At 55.9% G+C, this 16,161-nt stretch carries 20 protein-coding genes and 2 tRNA genes; all 22 read right to left on the reverse strand.

The genetic code is table 11. The annotated features are described in order from the left end of the window. Positions 1-168: 168 nt before the first annotated feature. A complete protein-coding gene (locus V6767_RS20125; protein WP_448475092.1) occupies positions 169-1,044 on the reverse strand; it encodes a hypothetical protein in 876 nt (291 codons plus the stop codon). 74 nt (positions 1,045-1,118) lie between these two features. Continuing rightward, the gene (locus V6767_RS20130; protein WP_448475093.1) at positions 1,119-1,442 is read right to left on the reverse strand and encodes a hypothetical protein; all 324 of its coding nucleotides are present in this window, start codon (positions 1,440-1,442) and stop codon (positions 1,119-1,121) included. Next, a complete protein-coding gene (locus V6767_RS20135; protein ID WP_448475094.1) occupies positions 1,442-1,852 on the reverse strand; it encodes a hypothetical protein in 411 nt (136 codons plus the stop codon). The genes V6767_RS20130 and V6767_RS20135 overlap by 1 nt, the downstream gene beginning before the upstream one ends. A gap of 9 nt (positions 1,853-1,861) precedes the next feature. Continuing rightward, entirely contained in the window at positions 1,862-2,179 is a 318-nt protein-coding gene (locus V6767_RS20140; protein WP_448475095.1) for a hypothetical protein, read from the reverse strand. 171 nt (positions 2,180-2,350) lie between these two features. Continuing rightward, the gene (locus V6767_RS20145) at positions 2,351-2,656 is read right to left on the reverse strand and encodes a hypothetical protein (RefSeq protein WP_448475096.1); all 306 of its coding nucleotides are present in this window, start codon (positions 2,654-2,656) and stop codon (positions 2,351-2,353) included. A 6-nt stretch (positions 2,657-2,662) separates the two neighbouring features. Continuing rightward, complete coding sequence (locus V6767_RS20150) at positions 2,663-4,810, reverse strand: portal protein (protein WP_448475097.1); 2,148 nt, start codon at positions 4,808-4,810, stop codon at positions 2,663-2,665. Next, positions 4,810-6,198, reverse strand: a complete 1,389-nt coding sequence (locus V6767_RS20155) for a phage terminase large subunit (protein WP_448475098.1) — start codon at positions 6,196-6,198, stop codon at positions 4,810-4,812. The genes V6767_RS20150 and V6767_RS20155 overlap by 1 nt, the downstream gene beginning before the upstream one ends. Continuing rightward, a complete protein-coding gene (locus tag V6767_RS20160; RefSeq protein ID WP_448475099.1) occupies positions 6,195-6,683 on the reverse strand; it encodes a terminase small subunit in 489 nt (162 codons plus the stop codon). The genes V6767_RS20155 and V6767_RS20160 overlap by 4 nt, the downstream gene beginning before the upstream one ends. A gap of 488 nt (positions 6,684-7,171) precedes the next feature. Next, a tRNA-Gln gene (locus tag V6767_RS20165) sits at positions 7,172-7,245 on the reverse strand. Continuing rightward, positions 7,236-7,589, reverse strand: coding sequence for a hypothetical protein (locus tag V6767_RS20170; protein ID WP_448475100.1), 354 nt, complete (start codon positions 7,587-7,589; stop codon positions 7,236-7,238). Before V6767_RS20170 ends, V6767_RS20165 begins: the two co-directional genes overlap by 10 nt. 385 nt (positions 7,590-7,974) lie before the next feature. Next, positions 7,975-8,046, reverse strand: a tRNA-Gly gene (locus V6767_RS20175). A gap of 615 nt (positions 8,047-8,661) precedes the next feature. Then, positions 8,662-9,213: a hypothetical protein gene (locus V6767_RS20180; RefSeq protein ID WP_448475101.1), complete on the reverse strand. Its 552-nt coding sequence runs from the start codon at positions 9,211-9,213 to the stop codon at positions 8,662-8,664. Between the two features lie 28 nt (positions 9,214-9,241). Continuing rightward, a complete protein-coding gene (locus V6767_RS20185; RefSeq protein ID WP_448475102.1) occupies positions 9,242-9,499 on the reverse strand; it encodes a hypothetical protein in 258 nt (85 codons plus the stop codon). Positions 9,500-9,632: 133 nt separating this feature from the next. After that, positions 9,633-10,487, reverse strand: coding sequence for a DNA cytosine methyltransferase (locus V6767_RS20190; protein ID WP_448475103.1), 855 nt, complete (start codon positions 10,485-10,487; stop codon positions 9,633-9,635). Continuing rightward, complete coding sequence (locus V6767_RS20195) at positions 10,484-11,026, reverse strand: GcrA family cell cycle regulator (RefSeq protein ID WP_448475104.1); 543 nt, start codon at positions 11,024-11,026, stop codon at positions 10,484-10,486. The genes V6767_RS20190 and V6767_RS20195 overlap by 4 nt, the downstream gene beginning before the upstream one ends. After that, positions 11,023-11,973 (reverse strand): DUF7146 domain-containing protein, encoded by a 951-nt coding sequence (locus tag V6767_RS20200; RefSeq protein WP_448475105.1) that lies wholly within the window; start codon positions 11,971-11,973, stop codon positions 11,023-11,025. Before V6767_RS20200 ends, V6767_RS20195 begins: the two co-directional genes overlap by 4 nt. After that, on the reverse strand, positions 11,960-13,438 hold the full coding sequence (locus V6767_RS20205) for a DEAD/DEAH box helicase (protein WP_448475106.1): 1,479 nt from the start codon (positions 13,436-13,438) through the stop codon (positions 11,960-11,962). The genes V6767_RS20200 and V6767_RS20205 overlap by 14 nt, the downstream gene beginning before the upstream one ends. After that, positions 13,431-14,216: a hypothetical protein gene (locus V6767_RS20210; protein WP_448475107.1), complete on the reverse strand. Its 786-nt coding sequence runs from the start codon at positions 14,214-14,216 to the stop codon at positions 13,431-13,433. Before V6767_RS20210 ends, V6767_RS20205 begins: the two co-directional genes overlap by 8 nt. 1 nt (position 14,217) lies before the next feature. Beyond that, complete coding sequence (locus tag V6767_RS20215) at positions 14,218-14,433, reverse strand: hypothetical protein (RefSeq protein ID WP_448475108.1); 216 nt, start codon at positions 14,431-14,433, stop codon at positions 14,218-14,220. Between the two features lie 82 nt (positions 14,434-14,515). Beyond that, positions 14,516-15,226: a metallophosphoesterase gene (locus tag V6767_RS20220; RefSeq protein ID WP_448475109.1), complete on the reverse strand. Its 711-nt coding sequence runs from the start codon at positions 15,224-15,226 to the stop codon at positions 14,516-14,518. Beyond that, positions 15,223-15,582 carry a RusA family crossover junction endodeoxyribonuclease gene (locus V6767_RS20225; RefSeq protein WP_448475110.1) on the reverse strand — a complete coding sequence of 120 codons (360 nt, stop codon included), beginning with the start codon at positions 15,580-15,582 and terminating at the stop codon, positions 15,223-15,225. The genes V6767_RS20220 and V6767_RS20225 overlap by 4 nt, the downstream gene beginning before the upstream one ends. Further along, positions 15,583-16,149, reverse strand: coding sequence for a hypothetical protein (locus tag V6767_RS20230; protein WP_448475111.1), 567 nt, complete (start codon positions 16,147-16,149; stop codon positions 15,583-15,585). Between the last annotated feature and the right edge of the window lie 12 nt (positions 16,150-16,161).

Consider the following 16,161-nt stretch of genomic DNA (forward strand, 5'->3'; position numbering starts at 1 on the left):
GCCTTTCCACTGCGAGGTTCTGCGGAGCCCGTGACCGCGATTGATAAGCTGGGCGAATGCCTGGATATCGGACCAGTGACCGAAAGAGCCTTGGGTTTGACCGGCCAAGTCCGGCAGTCTGCACGACGCGGTTTTTCCTCCGGCGTGTGCTTTCGAAGGGTTGATAGGTCAGCGACGGCGGCTTGCCAGGTCGCTGAGGAATTTGTCTGCAAACGTGTCCATATCGATGTTCGGATCATCGAGACGCGACGACGCTTGAGTTTTCCCGCCAACCGGCGTTACCGGGGGCGGAACCTTTGAAATCGGTTTGGGCTTCGGTGCGGGATCGCTGGAAAGCTTGTCAGCCATGCGCGCCAGAGCGATCGTCCGCTTGCGTTCCGGCATCCGAAACAGGCGCTCGGCCTCCTCCGGGTTTTTCGCCAGTTCCATGACAAGCTTGTGCCCGTTTTGCACGATATCCGGGTCTGTGATCGTCTCCATGAACGACCGTTGATCCGGCGTCTCAATCAGTGTGGCAACCGTGTTGCATGCCTCATCGAAATCTTCGCGGCCAAATTCCTTTGCCCCGGCCTGATCCCATGCGTTCACACGCCCTTGGAATTCGTTCTGCTGGACGATCTGACGCGCGCGCTGCTCTACAGCATCCTCCGATTGGTCATTATCGCCGGTCGTGTCCTGAGCATCGGAACCGCCCTTGCGAAGGCGCTCAATTTCCTTGCGAAGCTTATCGGCTTCCTGCTCGATCGCGCGGCGCTTGTTCGTCTCCTCGTGGATACGCCGCATTTCCCACGTCAGCTTCTTCTTTTTAGGCTTCGGCTTGTCGTCGTCTTCGGCGGTGGCGTCTTCTTCGCCAGTGTTTTCGTCGCCGCCTTCGTCATTTTCTTCAGAGCCTTCGTCTTCGGCTCCTTCGTCCGCTTCCTGCTCGTTATCTTCGCCGGCAGCGTCATCGTCTGTACCGAGTTCGTCATTGGTTACGACTTCCTCGTTTTCAGCCACAGTTTCACCATCAGACCCCGGCTGTGTCCGGTCCAGTTCATTAGCCATGTTTCACCATGTTGCTTGAAGCCCTGTGTGCCGCACAGGTACGGGCCACGGATTACCCGCCGTGTCGGGAACTGTTATGCGTCGATGATTGCGACCTTGTCGCCAGCACGAGCCGAAAAGACAGCGGTTGCCCCGGCAGGGATAAGGTAATGCACCCCGGCCTCTGCCGTTGGGTTAGTGCCAAATGCGACCCATACCGCGCCATCTGCCGCAGTGATCGACCAGAACATGCTTGCCGAGTCGTTCGCAGGAACAACGAGGGTGGATTGTGCCGATGTTCCGGCAGATGTCACCGACTCCGACAGGAGCGGCGGCGCGTCGAGAAACGACACAACGCCATTCAGTCCGCTACTGGTGCGGTTCGATACGGCTGAAACAGCCACGCCAATCGTTGCCATTATGCGACATCCTTCATCAGCAAATTATGGAACATAGGCAGCATGCTTTGAGCCATCGATCCAAGGGCCTCTTGAGCAATCGTTTTTGAAATGGAATCGACAACTTTTTGTCCAACGGCGTCGATGTTTTTGTCGCCCTCTATCCTGCATTCCGTCTTCATCCTACGACCTGCGAGCATGAAGCGAATATAGATCACCGTCTCTCCATTGAGGTCATCGAACTCCGCGTGCGCTACACACTCAAAATCATTATCATGTAGGCGAACTTTTCCATCCACCCGATTGATAACCTCGCGCTCCATCTCTCTCAGGAGGCGGACGCTTTCCTCTGTCGGGGCACGTTTTTCCTCAATTGTATAATGGATATCCGATGGGCTATTGTGCATCACAGTCGTCGTTCGATTAAACATTGATTTGCCTCAGCAAAGGTTGTTCAACTTCTTGGCCTTTTCGCGGGCCATCGCCTTCACGTCGCGCATCAAGGCGCGGTCTTTCTTCAGTTCCTCGGCGCGCATGATTGTGTGCATCGCGTCTTCGGTCTTCCACCGCTTTTCGTCGGATGACGATGGATAGACAGATGTCGGTGCGCTCTTGCTCGCTGCCTTCGACGGCGCTTTCTTCGCTGCCGATGTCTTGGCTGGCCCGGATGCCTTGCGAACCGGGCTCATGGTCGATTTCTTCATCTTACCGTGCCCTCTCAAGGAAATGGTAAAGTCTTGATATGCCGAAATAAACAAGCAAATAGATCGGCGGCAACAGAACAACATCAAGAGCAACCACTGTCATAAAATCCCGCCAGTCCAGGGAATCTCCGATCAAGTTATAGGTATGGACTATGGGAACCTCAATGAGGAGGAGCGGAATGCCCGAAAGAACTAGCGACACATCGTAAATAGCTCCGGGCTTCTTCATTGCAGCCTCCGCGTCGTGATCTGTGGCGTTCCTCGCTGACTGCGCTCGCGATACTCGCAAATCGCGTCATAGACCGCCTCTTTCTGGTCTTCCGGCGTTCCGGGCTGACCGAGAACCATGGATAGGGCCTCAACGGCATGGTCGATATGGTTTTTCCAGTGCCGACGAACGAAATCATCCTGCGATCCGGCCTGCTGCCTGAAACGCTCCGTCCGGTTCGCGTCGTAGAAGGCCCCGGCTATTTCCTGCGCCGTGTTCTTGATCAGGTCAGGGACTTCGCCCTGTCGGATATTCAGAAGCATGAGACCTCACATCTGCTGTTGTGGCGGAATTCCAGGAGCCATAAGCGAGGACGGCTCTTGCGGTTGCATCGGCCCACCGATCTGCATCGGCGCGGCCTGTGCGCTGCCCTGTGTGGCGAAATCACCGCCCTGCATGATCACCTGGCGAAGCACCTCCATTACCGCCGGCTGGATCTGATCCGGTGAGATAGCCGGTCCGGAATTTCCAAGAGCAGTGATGCGCTTCGATGTGGCGTCGTATTGCTTCACCTCGATCTCAGCTTCCTTGTCGTTAAGGCGCTGCTGAAGCTCGACAATGTTGCCTTCCAGCATCTTGATTGTCTGCTGGGCCTGCATGAATTCCGGCGGAGGCTGATCACCCTTGACGTTCGGCGGGATCATCCGCTCCCAACGCTTCGCCAGTTCGTCGGCAAGCGGGAAATCTGCCGACTTCCACATCAGATCGCCGGCAACGCTCATGAACGCCTGATTTTGCGCCGCGATCTGCGTCATGGCGTTGAACGCCTCTTGACGCTTGGTCGCGTATCCGGGCCCAACGTCGCTCTGCACCTCGTACCGACCGACATTCGGATTGAATATCGCCTCTACTTCCTCAATATCGTCGGTTTTCTGCTCAATCTTCTGCAAGGCCTGCGGCGATTCCGGGCTGACGCGCACCTGGCTCTCCGAACCATCCCTGGCAAGGATACGGATCACTCGTTCCGTGTCGTAGACCTTCGGGATCAAGTCGAGGAGGATAACGCCTGTGTAGCGAATGCCGATCGCAAGCCCATCGATGAAATGATACGTGGCATTGTCGCCTTGCCGCTGGCGCTCATTGATCGCAACACCAGACGTGGCGTTCTCATTCTGCCCGAACTGAGACTGATACTGGCCCGATGCCATCATCAGTTGGTTTTCGCAAATCTGCATGCCTTGGATATAGGCGGAGGCCATTTGCGGCGGTTGTTCCCGCGACGGGCGCGGAATAGCGTTTCCGTTGTCGTCAAGGCTGCGATAGGGAAGCACGGCGTAGTTATCTACGTTCGATGCCTTCCAATACTCCTGATAATCCTCAATACCTTCCGCTGGCGCGAGATAAGGCGTCTTGGTCTGCATCGCGACCTGCGCCGTGCCCTCACTGGTCCAGTAGTTGTACATGCGCTGCGCATCCTTCATGGAGCGCGTGTGTCCCTTGCGGTCAAGCTGACCGTCTATGATCGTTTCCTCACCAACGACGCGGACGATCGGAATGTACTTTCCCGGCCATGGTCGACTGTCAACGATTCTGTCGCCAGCGATCTTGTACCACATGATTTCATCGGTGACGATCGGGCGCTCTGACACAGTGCCAAGCTGTTTCAGCACGTCATAGACGACCTTTTGCGCATCATCCATCTTGGACTTACGAACAATGATCTGCTCGCCAGCGCCCTCATACCCTTCCGGGATCGTCATCGCTACTAGTGTGTCGCTCAGGCCCTCGCGGCGATAATACTCGCAGATGCGAACCGTGTCTTTTCCGGCCCACGTACCATCGTAGCCAAACGATGACCGAGAGACGTATTCCGCTTCGTCAGGATATTCCGCCTTGAACTGGTCAGTCGGAACGTCGTCAAAAACAAATCCAAAGCGAGCGTCCGAACCGTCAACCTCGGAGATATCCGGATCGAGATAAACGCTCAAAGGGTCCTTGATGCGGCGGATATAGATTTCCTGGTCAAAGCTGTCGTCGCTCACATAGTCGGTAACGACGCGCCAATAGCCAATACCGCCCTGAACCTGAAACCCGCTGGCCGTGTCATAGGCCTGCTCGGCGTTCGACTGATACTCGATATGCCGAATGACACCCTCGAACACCTGCGCCGCGTCGTAGCTCGCTCCATCGCCAACGGGACGGATATTCACGCCCGGCTTGTTCTGCTTACCGTCATTGATGATGATAAGGTTGTGCTGGCGCGTCTTGTTGATCGTGAGGCACGGCTTCTTATCGTTCGACCGGTTCTGCGCGATCTCCGTATCCCACTGCCAGCCGTTGTCCGGGTCGGCGTTGGCGAACTTCAAATCCTGGACGAAACGAACGCGGAACGTAGCTTCCCAATCCTCACAACGACCAAAGCGCTCTTTTGCTTCCTTGATCAGGTCTTCGTCGGATAGCTTCTTGTTCTTCGCCATTAACTCATCCATCCGCGCGAATTGGCCGTACCGAGATTGATCTTCGGCGGCGGCTTTCCAACATCGACCGTCGGCGCATCAGCCGCACCGGTCAGCATCAGTTCTGTAAGAGCCCAAACCAATGCGTCGGCCCGGTCAGGTGACCCCTCACCGACGTACCCGTTCACAGTGAAATTGAGCATCTGATCTTCAAGGTCGGGGAACGTTCCGACATGCGAGACGCTGCCCTGTTCATAGAGCGCCGCGACCGGCTCGGCTCGCGTAACCTTGCCACGACTGGCAACGACTTCCTTATAGCTCACCTTGCGATCAACGGTCTTGATGACATGCTCGACCATTGCGCCGCCGAAATTGCGCTCAGCAACGATCCTGTCAGCGTTGTGGAAGCGGTACAGATCAACAGCACGCCGCCCCCAGCCATCCGGGGACAAGCTGCATGATCCGTCAGACAAAACATAAGCTTTACCGTCCACGCCCTTACCGACCGCAACAATGCCGATCTCGTCGCCGCCGTCATCGCCCCGCGTTCCAGAAGGGTCAACAGCCACAACAACGCGATGCATCTGAGGCGCGCTCGCGACCCGCATGCTATCGAGACCGAGGATCGTTTGCCCGTCATAAGCCTTGCGATCCTCAAGGGCCCAAAGCGCACCATTGACCTCGCTTGCCCACTCACCGGCCTCGAACCGCAGCCGCTTTGCCGCAGACATGGAAGCCAGAACGTCGAAGTATTCCCCCGGCAGATTATCGGCGTTGTCCACCGGATTAATCCGCATCTCTACGTAATCGTCCGGGTTCGCCAGCGCCTCTTTCGTGCCAGGCTTCATCTTCGAGCGGAAAAGCTGGAAGCTCCAGTGCAGTTTCGAAGGCGGGTTGCAGTCGAAGAACGCCTTGAGCCTGAGAAACCGCCGCCCGGTCGCCGCCGCTATTTCCGTGGCGAGTTCGCATTTCTGCGCCAGTCGCGACATGGCCGTTTCAACAGAGGCCCACGGGATTTGCGAACTCTCGTTAAAATAGAGGGTCGCATACTCCTGCCCGAGGATCTTCTCGACCCGCTCCTTATCATCCAGCCCGGCAATCCAGACCTGTGATCCGCCCGGCAGTTCGATGTAGAAATCCGTCTTGTCGAACCGCACCGCAAGCGCCGGGAAGCACAGCTTCAGCACCTTCGGCAGCGTATCGGCCCAAATCGATGTCTTGGCGTGATTGAACCGAAACCGGAAAATCACATGCCGCGATCCAGGAGCGTTGATTGCCCGCTGGATAATCGCCCGCACAAGCAGGAACGTCTTGCCCGATCGCGAGCCACCGCGAAGCATCACATTGCGCGCCGGTCCAGCGAGGAGACGATTTGCCTCTCTCTGCTTTTCCGTCAGCGTTGCTGTCACAGTTCCGCGTCTTCCTTGCTGACGATCAATGCGAGAGGCCCACCGTCCTTACCAGTGTGTTCATTCTTCTCAGCGAGCCCCAAATCTCGGGCAATGATGTTGGCGTTCAGAAGGTCAGCAGCAGCGCCGGCAAACTTCTGGTCGCGTATGACGCCCTCGGCTCGCGAGATGACACCAGATAAATCGGGGCGGCTTGACTTCCAATCGCTCCACGTCATGGGGTCGATATCGATGAAAAAGCAGAGCCCGCTGATCGTCATGGCCCGCATCTTGGCGACAGGCTCATGTGTTGCCGTGCCCTGAAACGTGACGAGCTTATCCTCCCACAAGGGATTGGCCTCGACCCATTCGAAGTACTCGGTGCATGCATTCCAGAGATCGGCGGCCTTCTTGAACTTCGGCTTGGCTCCGTGAGAGGATCGAGCCTCCCAAAACCTGTTCCCCGGAAGGAAACGACCGGTGGATTCGTCCTTTCCTGCCGTCATCGCGCTACCTCATGAAACTTTTCTCAATATTGACCGCAGAAATAGTCAAATTATTTTGCATTAGCGCTTGCCAAAAGCAAAACAGTTTGCTATATATAAATCATCGAAACGAATTCATCACCCGGAAGGAACGGACATGATTAAGGTAATTCGCAAAATCGAACAAAGCGCACTGTTTGCATGGTCCATGTGGCTTATTCTGGCCTTCTGCGGGCTTGCGCCATGCATCAAAACGGCAATCCTTGTCGCCAGCATGTAAGGACAGACAATGACCCCCGAACAATTCTCACGAGCCGCGCAAATCCTTCAGGAGCGCGGTGTTATCCAGTCCGGACATGGTTGGCGCTCTGACCTCGCATCACGCACAGGCTGGACGCTACAGACCATCAGGAACTACGAGAATCGCGGTACGCCTAGGCCTGAGAGCGATCTTGCCCTCGCAGCGCTCTATCATAACCTGGACCCGGTTAAACTGTTCTCCGAGTGACTGGCTCGCGCTCTTGGGCTCGAACCAAGGTTTTCGGATCCAAAATCCGGCGTCTTACCGCTGGACTAAGCGCGACCGAGAGATTCGCCGAACTGTCGGATTGCTGCGTTCGCGCCGTCAACGTCTCTCGGCAGGCTGACCATCGCCCAAGCAACATCCCACATGAGCCCATATCGGCCGCGAGATGCCGAGAACACAGCGAATTCCTTTCCACCTAGAAACCGGCGAGTTCCTGGCTTCGGGCAGCGCCATTCAAAACTATTGAGCTGCGCGCCGAGCCCGCCGGAGAAGGTGTAAAACCGCCCATGTCGATAGCCTGTCTCCCGGCCCAAGGCGGTATCGACCAGCCAATAGAACTTCTGATCATGGTACGGAGCGCCCATGCCATAGCCGTTTCCGAAGAACTTCATTGCCAGCATGATCATCTCCTAAGCGCGATCAGCAGGTGGTGACGGGATATCCGAAGCGGGGGTCACTACCGGTCTTAGGATGATACCAAGGCGTAACGGACTCCCCCGCTCCTACTCGATAGATCGGAGGCTTGGGATTGTTGCGGTACGGAAGCGGCGGGAGATTTACCCACTTCATCCGCTTAACCCGCACCCTGCAATGACGGTCGCGCTCGTTCTGCTCGTTGGCAATGTCGTGGTCTGATGCTAAGGTCATTGGTCATCACCTCAAAGCGCTGATATTGAAACGTCTTCCACGTCGAAGTGGTCAATCCGTCATCACCATAAATGAACCACCTGCGCTGCAGCGTTACCTCGCGATCGAGAACCCTCAATCCCTTGGAACCGGTGAACCTGGAGCGGATACCCGGAATCGAACCGAGCCCGGCAGTGTGGAGCACTGCTTGCCCACCTTGGACACACCCGCGAATTGTTTCCAGCTTCCCATGATTACGCAGACCTATGTGAAAGCAGGCGCGCCAACACCTTTGCGCTTTGGCCTCCATCTACGCCGGTCTTCCCGGTCGATCATGGGCTTGTTCCGCTCGCTGGAGGTAGCAGTCGGAAAGTGCGGAGGCCACATATCTGTTTTCCGTCGCTATGCAGCGCCAGAGGAATTCAGTAGACGAACAGCGCAATAGAAATCAGCAGCGCGACCTGGCCCACCGGAATGAGAAGAAGCAAATCATCAAATCGAAAAGTCTTCATCTCTTTGCCCTTTCAGGCAATTGAATTGGCGGGCCGGGCTTGATACCGGCTGCAACCCTGTTGTGCGGAGAGGATTGCCACCCTCGGCGCGGGGTTGCGCACAACACATTGCCCCATTATGCCGACGCTTGTAGCGCTTCCTTCAGCGCCGCCGCCAAGCTGATTGAGCTTTCACCCTTCGCGCTCGGACCCTAAGCCGATGAGATAGACACGCGATGGACGCCCAAACTCTTTGAGGCTATCGCCTCGAAACTGTCTGATTATCCGGTGGCCTCTTGTGCTCGCACTTCGGCCAATACCATTGAGTGCATTAAAATTGATTTGCCGCCCTATGTCAACACCCGAAAACGTCCGCCAACGCATTTCCAACCTTGCGCATGACAGGCAGTGCGTTGGGCATCTCTATCCGGCGAAACATGATGGCGTCTGTCGTCGTGTTGAAGCCCCTGCCGAGCGCATCGATTGCCGTCCTGGCAGCGTCGTATCGCGTCGTGATCCGGGCGCGCCTCTCTGCTTGCTCCTCATCACTGAGCGTCACATGAGAGCCATGTCCGGCGACAACCGCGAGGCTGTCAGGCGACTGCTCCATCCTCTGATAGGCGGCATGCAGCTTTGCAAAAATATCGAATGCCTCATACTGCCTTTTGTCGATCTCGCCTTGCTGAAACCAAATGCCGATCTGGTCACCGCCACGCGGGTCTAGCGCTGTCTTCTTGTCAACCTTCCAGTGCTTCATGCGGGCAGATGTAGCGACCTTGCGGGGGTCTTCCTTGGCTCGGGACAACTGCCCGCTGTCTGTGCGGGGAAGGCTCTCGATCTCCTTCTTGGTGCGCCGGTTGCGCTTCCGCTTCACTTCCAGCTTTGCCGCTCTGCTGTATGCTTTCATGCCGCCGTCCTTTGCCGTCTATTCCGTCTTAATCCACAAGCTTCAGAGTTGGTTTCGATGGCGGCTTGGCAGGCCCATAACCCTGACCAAATTGCCTGTCATCCATCTTGTGACCAACCATATCGTCGCGGAGTTCTGCCCGGACCTTTTCCACCCCGACATCAACGTCCATCTGATAGACCCGATCGGATTTGATGTGGTCACACACGACGAAGAACTCGATCGGCTCATCACTCGTAACGGTGAAGCCCCCTTGTTCGTCCATGTTGATGACAACCCGGTTCATGACTTTCCCTCCGCCTTAAACGTTGCCCACTCGCCGCACTTGGGACACGTTACAATCTGTCCTGTCTTTCTTCTGCCTGCCCAGCCACAGGAGGCGCACTCTACAGGCTTGATCGTGTCTTTCTGCCAGAGGTTCATGCCGCGTCCTTTATGCTCATGTGCGCCTTTATGATCTCAGACGCCGGCCGCCAGTCGATGGCGTTTCCGAAGGCGCGCAGCTTACCCACTCTGGCGGGAATCCCAGTTCCCATCCAGCGAACTCCGGATGAAGGGACGTGCCGCCATTTTCCGTCGGGAAACTCAAGGTATTTGCGGCTCCCAAAACGAACGACTTCAAGGCCATTCCACCTTGACGGTTCGGGGGTATCTTCGCCCCGGTTCCCTCGTTCGCCCTGCAAGTCGGATAGAACGAAAACATGATCTTCCGCAACGCAACTTGACCCGCAGAATTCCCCGCTTCGTTGTTCCCGTTCTTTGCAGGGGCATTCGATGTCATAGTCGGCCACAATCCAAAAACGATCTCTGAGATGATCCGCGCCCGCGCTCGCGGCCTCAACCGGTATTGCCCCCATGGCGTATCCCACTTCTTCCAAATCACGTCGCACGATGGCGAGCCATTCAGTTGCGCTCGCAACCTGCTCTCCAAAGAAGACTGAAGGTAATCGCTTCTCAATAAGTCTCTTGAGTTGCGGCCAAAGGTGCCTCGGGTCTTCGAACCCTTCTTGTTTGCCTGCCGCGCTGAATGGCTGACATGGACAAGATCCTGTCCAAACAGGTCTTTCATCTTCCCACCCTGCTTTTCTGAGGGCGAGGCTCCACCCGCCAATTCCGGCGAAGAAATGGCACTGTGCATATCCCTTAAGGTCATCTGCTTTGACATCTACGATGCTCCTTTCATCGACATCACCCGGAGCGATAAGGTTTTCGTCTATGAGGTTTCGAAGCCATTGAGCGGCATAAGGATCGATCTCGTTGTAGTACGCCGTCATCCCGCCACCTGTGGCACGTATTCTCCGCGATCGATCATTTCCTTGGGCTTCGTCTTAGGCCGATATGCGATCTTCGAATGATACGGGCAGTATGTCCGCCCTTCCGTCTCAAGTCCGCATGAAAGCATGTCTGCTCCTGTCCCTGTCGTCGGGAACCTGCATGTGTTTCCGTCCAGTTCAAGCACAGTGAGGTGCAGCATTCGTGGCGGTTCCGAAGGCGGGATAATAACGACGGGCTCTACCTCTATTTCCTTCACGCCCTCGGCAACAATGGGCGTATCCGGTGCCTTCTCGGCTTCCTTCTTCGTCCTGCCCGTTGCCACGGGCTTAACCCCGGTTAGCGGTGCGTCCGCAAGCTCTGATTTGCGCCTGCTGTATAGCCCGATTATAGCGTTTCTGCTGACGCTTTGTCCAACCGCAACAGACACTTTCTCCGCGATTGTTCGCGCTGTTTCTTCCTCATCCGATCGATACACCGATTTGATGATCGCCACCTTCTTTGGGATCGGGATATCCCTCCATGTCACTGCTATGTTCATGCCGTCATACTCCCTGCTTCCAATTCGTTATTCCAGTCGTGCCCTTCGAATTTCCGGTCAATCGAGTATCCAGGTATCGCGGGCACCACCTCGATACCCCGCAATGCCAGCCTGTTTGCCAAGGTGAAGGTCGCCTTCTGCCCCCTGAAATTCTGATCGTTGTCGCCTCCGATGAAGACGCGCTTGACGATCTCCGGCGGCTCCCACTTTTCCAGCATTGTCGCGTTCATCACTGCCCATGTCGGGACGTTGAAAAGCTTCATGAACGACGCTGCCGTTTCGATACCTTCGGCAAGCCCCATGGCTTCACCCGGCTCGCATAGACGGATAGCTGCGCCGTCAGCCATGTTGCTCGGCATCATCATGCGCACATTGCTAACCGAGGCTTTTCGTCCGTCCTTCGTGAGGTATGTCCTGTGCAGACTACACGGCTTTCCGTCCGGCCCGTGGATCATAGCCACCATGGCCGGGTGATACTCGTGGACGCCACCGAACTTGTATTCGCATCGCTCGCAATATCTGATCGTCTTCGGGATATTGAAACCGCCGACTCTACGATTGAACCAAAGCCAAACCGGATCGCCTTGCACAACCGGGCGGCTGTCTTTCCAAAGCTGGTTCATCCATTCCCGTTTTTTCCATTCCGGGATTTCCTGAACCGTTTCGGGCGTTGCGCTTTCCACAAGGGGGCGCACCATATCGGCGGCACCTTTGAAATCGACGCTCATTGCCCGCATCACCCAATCAATGCCGGAACCGTGTCCGCACTGATTGCAGATCCAACCGCCTGTTCCGCCTATGTCGGTGTACCGGAACCTGTCCTTACCTCCGCAGAAAGGGCAAGGACCGTGCTTTTTCGTAAGGAATGTGCGATCAATCCCAAGGTCGAGGAGAATGCTTGTCCATCGCCCCTTTGCCAGATCGGTGACGCATTCAAGCCGCGACATGTTGCGCCTCCGCTTTCTTGCGAGCCTTGGCGTAGGCGATCTGCCTTGATTTGATCCAAGAGAAGGTTTGCGCCGACGGTGGCCGGATCATCGACGGGTCCGGCTTTCGAGGCGGATACGTGCCAAAGCGCTCCTTGCACTTGTGGTAGGCCCATCCGTCTTTCCATCCGCGATCGCGCGCATGCCAGATAAGCTCACCGTAGAACGCAACCTTTTCCTCTGTCGTCACCTCTTTGGCTTTGCCCTTGAAGGCCTTCAATTCGCCCGGCGCAACCTCGATATCGGTCTGTTGCTCGGGCGCAAACCCGCAGCTAGGGCACTTATGGACCTTGGCGGGCTTCAGGAACTTGCAAGACGGGCATTCCTTCGGAAGCGGAACCGGGCGCTCTTTCTTCGACGACTGTGATCCTGCAAGCTTCCCCTTGTCGAGTTCATCGAAATGGATATCAGTCACGAAACCCAAGCGTTGCGTAGTGTCTGAATGATCCAGAATAACAAGATCGCTTTTCCCGTCAGCGGTGCGCAGCCCGCGCCCGATGATCTGCGTATAGAGCGCGTTGCTCTTTGTCGGCCGCGCCAGAATGATGCACCTCACGTCCCAATCAACACCAGTCGTCAGAACCCCGACATTGACTACGACCTTTGTGTGACCCGCCGCGAATGATTTGCGTATGTCCTCACGCTCGTAATCGCTGGTGAAGGCGTCAACGTAAGCGACAGGAACTCCGGCATCGGTGAAATCCTTCTTGATGCTCTTGGCATGCTTGCGATCCACCGCAAAGCAGAGCGTTGGTCTGTTCTCGCCAAGCTTGATCCACGACGACACGATATCGGCGGTAAGGCCGGGCTCGTCCATCACTTCGGAAAGATCGGCCTCGTTATAGTCGCCTGCCGTTGTCCTCACGCCAGTCAAATCAGGCTTGGACGGCGCGAACACGCGGAAGTCTGAGAGGTATCCGGTATCGATAAGTTCCTGCGTCGTGGAAGCGATTATGAGGTCGTCGTAGTATTTGCCGAGCCCCTTTGTCCAAGGCGTTGCGGACAGGCCGCAGAACAGCAAGTTTGGTTTTTTGGCCATCCATTCGAAAATGATCCGGTGCGCGCGGTGCGCTTCGTCAACCAGAACCATATCCGTTTCCGGAAGGTCGCGGCGCTGAAGCGTTTGGACACTGGCAACCTGAACCGGACGGCTCGGGTTTGTCATCGGGTGGTCAGCCTGGATCACGCCGACATCACGAATGCCGTTGTCGTAGAACGAACGAACCGTTTGATCGATGAGCGAGACAGCCGGCACGGTGAACACCACGCGGTTGCCCTTGGCTTGCGCGCCGTCAACAATGCGAGCCGCAAGGATTGTCTTCCCAAAACCGGTCGGCGCTTGGATCAGCGGGCGTTTGTGCCCTGCGATGATCGATCGCTTCAGCATGTCGATTGCTTTGATCTGGTGAGGCCTGAGTTCACGCATGGCGGACCTCATTCGCGGCTATGTCGGTATTTTCCTTGGCAGGATTAGAGAAATTCCTTTGGCCTGAGTATCTCCGAAACGTCGAGATGAACCGGCGGACAGGGTTATTACCTTCCTGGTAGGGCAAAACAGCGTTTCGGGACACGCCGACGCGAGACGGTGAGCGATGACGCTTGATCGACCACGGAGTAAACGGCCTATCGGACTTGGAGACTATGAGGCTTGCACGGCCTATATTATCGTCTGCAATTTTTGCAGGGGTATCAAAAGTTGTATCGTCTTTTTCATCGGTTGAACAGTCAATGAAATCAGACGGATGACTGTCGAGAACCGGAAGCCCTTCTTCGTCGTATTCCGGCTGTTCCGCATCGACCAAATGCCCTTGATCGAACTCCACCAGCTCACCCGGAACCGTGACGACATTGTGAGGCACAACGACATTCAGGACCGCCCCAAGGTCAACGGCGTAGTGCGTTGCGTTCTTGCCGCCCTTGGCAAACTTCTTGACGATCAGGACGCCAAGAGAACGGAACTCGGCAAGGAATGATCTGACGGTTCTCTCCGACAGGGCTAGGCGTTTGCAAAGCTTTGTGACGCCGGGGTGTATCTCTCCGGTGTTGTTGCGCCAGTAGAACCACATGTTGACCATCTCAAGCAGGAACGCCCGCTTGTTGTTGCTGATCAGCTTCGACCGCCGGATATCGCGCCTCATGCTGTTCATTTCCGCATAGGCTTGCGAGGATTTGAAATCAGAAACGTTGAATGCCGTCGTCGTCATGCTATGCCGTCCTTTTTTGCCTTACCCGTTCCGCCGCGTTCTTGTAGTCCCGGTATGCCTGTGTCAGAACCTCAAGGTTCTCTCGCTGTGTCTGAATCTCGAAATCCGGCCTCTTGCCCTGCCCGCTCGAACAGCGATCCAGCCAGTTTTGCTTTGACCACATCATCCGTTCAAGCCGTTCGACCATTTCCTCGTGGCTTCGTCTTTCGTTGATCATGTGCCGTCCTCGTCTTCTCGATCAGTTCCGCCGCGAACTCACCTGCGCTTTTCCAGTCGTCGTCTTCATCCATCACGCCACCTCAATCTCTACCGTGCATTCCGGAAGCCGGATCGCCTTTGATCTCAATGATGCGAATAGGAGCGCCTTGCGTGTCATCGAAAACGCCAATTACAAGCCTTCCGGTGTACCATGCGAAGGTATCCAGATCGGTGCGTCCATCGTGCATGATTGGGCCGTCTGCATACTGCACATGTCCATGAACGACATGCTTGCCGCGATAGCCATGCGGGTATTCTCTGTCGTAGCATTCCCATTGCAGGGTGTGAGCCGGTGTATCCGACAAATCCAACGCCTCGTCGGCGAAGGCATGAACGAATACGCGATGCTCGTCCTCGTGATAAAGCGGAAGGCCCTTGATCCAGTCGATATGCTCTTGCGGCACCATTGCAGCCGCAGAAACGACGGAATCTCCTTCTTTAGCGCCGTACGAAAGCAAAGTCTGCACGCCGCCATTCGGGGACCACCAACCGCCTATCAGGCGAACATTATCCAGGCATTCGAGCATCATGCTTTCGTGATTGCCTTGGAGGCAAATCCACTGCCATCTGTCATCCTGAGGGCCATTCTTGAGCATCTCGATAATCTGCGCGCTCTGAGGCCCGCGATCCACATAGTCGCCCGTGAAGACGACCTTGCCGCCATTCGGAAACGATATGTCGAGATAATCGATCGCCTTGCAAAGCAGATCGTAGCGCCCGTGAAGGTCAGCTATTGCGAATGTCTTTTTCAATCTACCGTCTCCAGTTCTACCGTGCATTCCGGACCTTCAGACACCCACTTGCAAAGCACCGATGCGACAAACTCGCCCTTGTCATCGGGGATGACCTGATGCTTTACGAGAAGGTCCAGAACGGCCTTACTACGGTTGTCCACGTCTCCGCAGTTCCTGCGTGGTGGGTTCATGCTGATCGTGACGTTGACGCGCTCTGTGAACTTCTCAGGGTTCTGCAAACGCAACTCCCAACCGGCCTCAGATACCCACTGCTTGTAGCTGTCCGTCCTGACCCTGCCACGACGCGGAACGTTCCGGTACAGGCTGTTCACGCTTGGCGGAAAAGGCAGGGTGATTGTCTGGCGATCGGTCATTCACTCACGACCTTCCCAAACCATCACTGGCGTGTGATGCAGGTGCGTCGGCCCCCAAACGTACCATGCGTGATCTTCCGTTCCGCTCGTCTCGCCGGGGAACCACTGGATGCGATCGACAAGCGCAATCTTCATTAGAAACCGAGGGTTCTCTTTGAACAGAAACTGCCTCGTCTTTCCAAAGTCGAACTTGGCCGTCAGCAACAACGCGACGTAGCCGCTGCACCTATCCAGCGCCAGCTTGGCAAACCGCACTGCGTCTCTATTCCCCTTGCCGTAAGGCGGGTTTGTTATAATGGCATCGAAAGCGCCTGTGTGGTCATCATGACCGGGATTGAGAAAATCGAATATCTCAACGTGCTCTCGATCATACGTGCAAATGTCACTGGTGAAGACCATTGCCTTGTTCTCTCGTAACACGTCGGCAATGAGATGATTTCCGGCGGCAGGCTCCCAAACAGTTTTCCACGCTACAGGAATATGCCGAAGCAACGCTTCCGTTGCCCACGGTTCTGTCTGATAGAGATCGTTCTCGGCTCGTGCGTAATTTGAAGCGACTACGGTCATTCACTCACCCCT

Source organism: Martelella sp. FLE1502, assembly GCF_053484255.1.

Excerpts from the sequence above, each read along its gene's own strand:
- V6767_RS20125 (WP_448475092.1), bottom strand. The coding sequence starts at position 1,044 with ATGGCTAATGAACTGGACCGGACACAGCCGGGGTCTGATGGTGAAACT.
- V6767_RS20130 (WP_448475093.1), bottom strand. The coding sequence starts at position 1,442 with ATGGCAACGATTGGCGTGGCTGTTTCAGCCGTATCGAACCGCACCAGT.
- V6767_RS20135 (WP_448475094.1), bottom strand. The coding sequence starts at position 1,852 with ATGTTTAATCGAACGACGACTGTGATGCACAATAGCCCATCGGATATC.
- V6767_RS20145 (WP_448475096.1), bottom strand. The coding sequence starts at position 2,656 with ATGCTTCTGAATATCCGACAGGGCGAAGTCCCTGACCTGATCAAGAAC.
- V6767_RS20150 (WP_448475097.1), bottom strand. The coding sequence starts at position 4,810 with ATGGCGAAGAACAAGAAGCTATCCGACGAAGACCTGATCAAGGAAGCA.
- V6767_RS20160 (WP_448475099.1), bottom strand. The coding sequence starts at position 6,683 with ATGACGGCAGGAAAGGACGAATCCACCGGTCGTTTCCTTCCGGGGAAC.
- V6767_RS20170 (WP_448475100.1), bottom strand. The coding sequence starts at position 7,589 with ATGCTGGCAATGAAGTTCTTCGGAAACGGCTATGGCATGGGCGCTCCG.
- V6767_RS20180 (WP_448475101.1), bottom strand. The coding sequence starts at position 9,213 with ATGAAAGCATACAGCAGAGCGGCAAAGCTGGAAGTGAAGCGGAAGCGC.
- V6767_RS20185 (WP_448475102.1), bottom strand. The coding sequence starts at position 9,499 with ATGAACCGGGTTGTCATCAACATGGACGAACAAGGGGGCTTCACCGTT.
- V6767_RS20190 (WP_448475103.1), bottom strand. The coding sequence starts at position 10,487 with ATGACGGCGTACTACAACGAGATCGATCCTTATGCCGCTCAATGGCTT.
- V6767_RS20195 (WP_448475104.1), bottom strand. The coding sequence starts at position 11,026 with ATGAACATAGCAGTGACATGGAGGGATATCCCGATCCCAAAGAAGGTG.
- V6767_RS20200 (WP_448475105.1), bottom strand. The coding sequence starts at position 11,973 with ATGTCGCGGCTTGAATGCGTCACCGATCTGGCAAAGGGGCGATGGACA.
- V6767_RS20205 (WP_448475106.1), bottom strand. The coding sequence starts at position 13,438 with ATGCGTGAACTCAGGCCTCACCAGATCAAAGCAATCGACATGCTGAAG.
- V6767_RS20210 (WP_448475107.1), bottom strand. The coding sequence starts at position 14,216 with ATGACGACGACGGCATTCAACGTTTCTGATTTCAAATCCTCGCAAGCC.
- V6767_RS20215 (WP_448475108.1), bottom strand. The coding sequence starts at position 14,433 with ATGATCAACGAAAGACGAAGCCACGAGGAAATGGTCGAACGGCTTGAA.
- V6767_RS20225 (WP_448475110.1), bottom strand. The coding sequence starts at position 15,582 with ATGACCGATCGCCAGACAATCACCCTGCCTTTTCCGCCAAGCGTGAAC.
- V6767_RS20230 (WP_448475111.1), bottom strand. The coding sequence starts at position 16,149 with ATGACCGTAGTCGCTTCAAATTACGCACGAGCCGAGAACGATCTCTAT.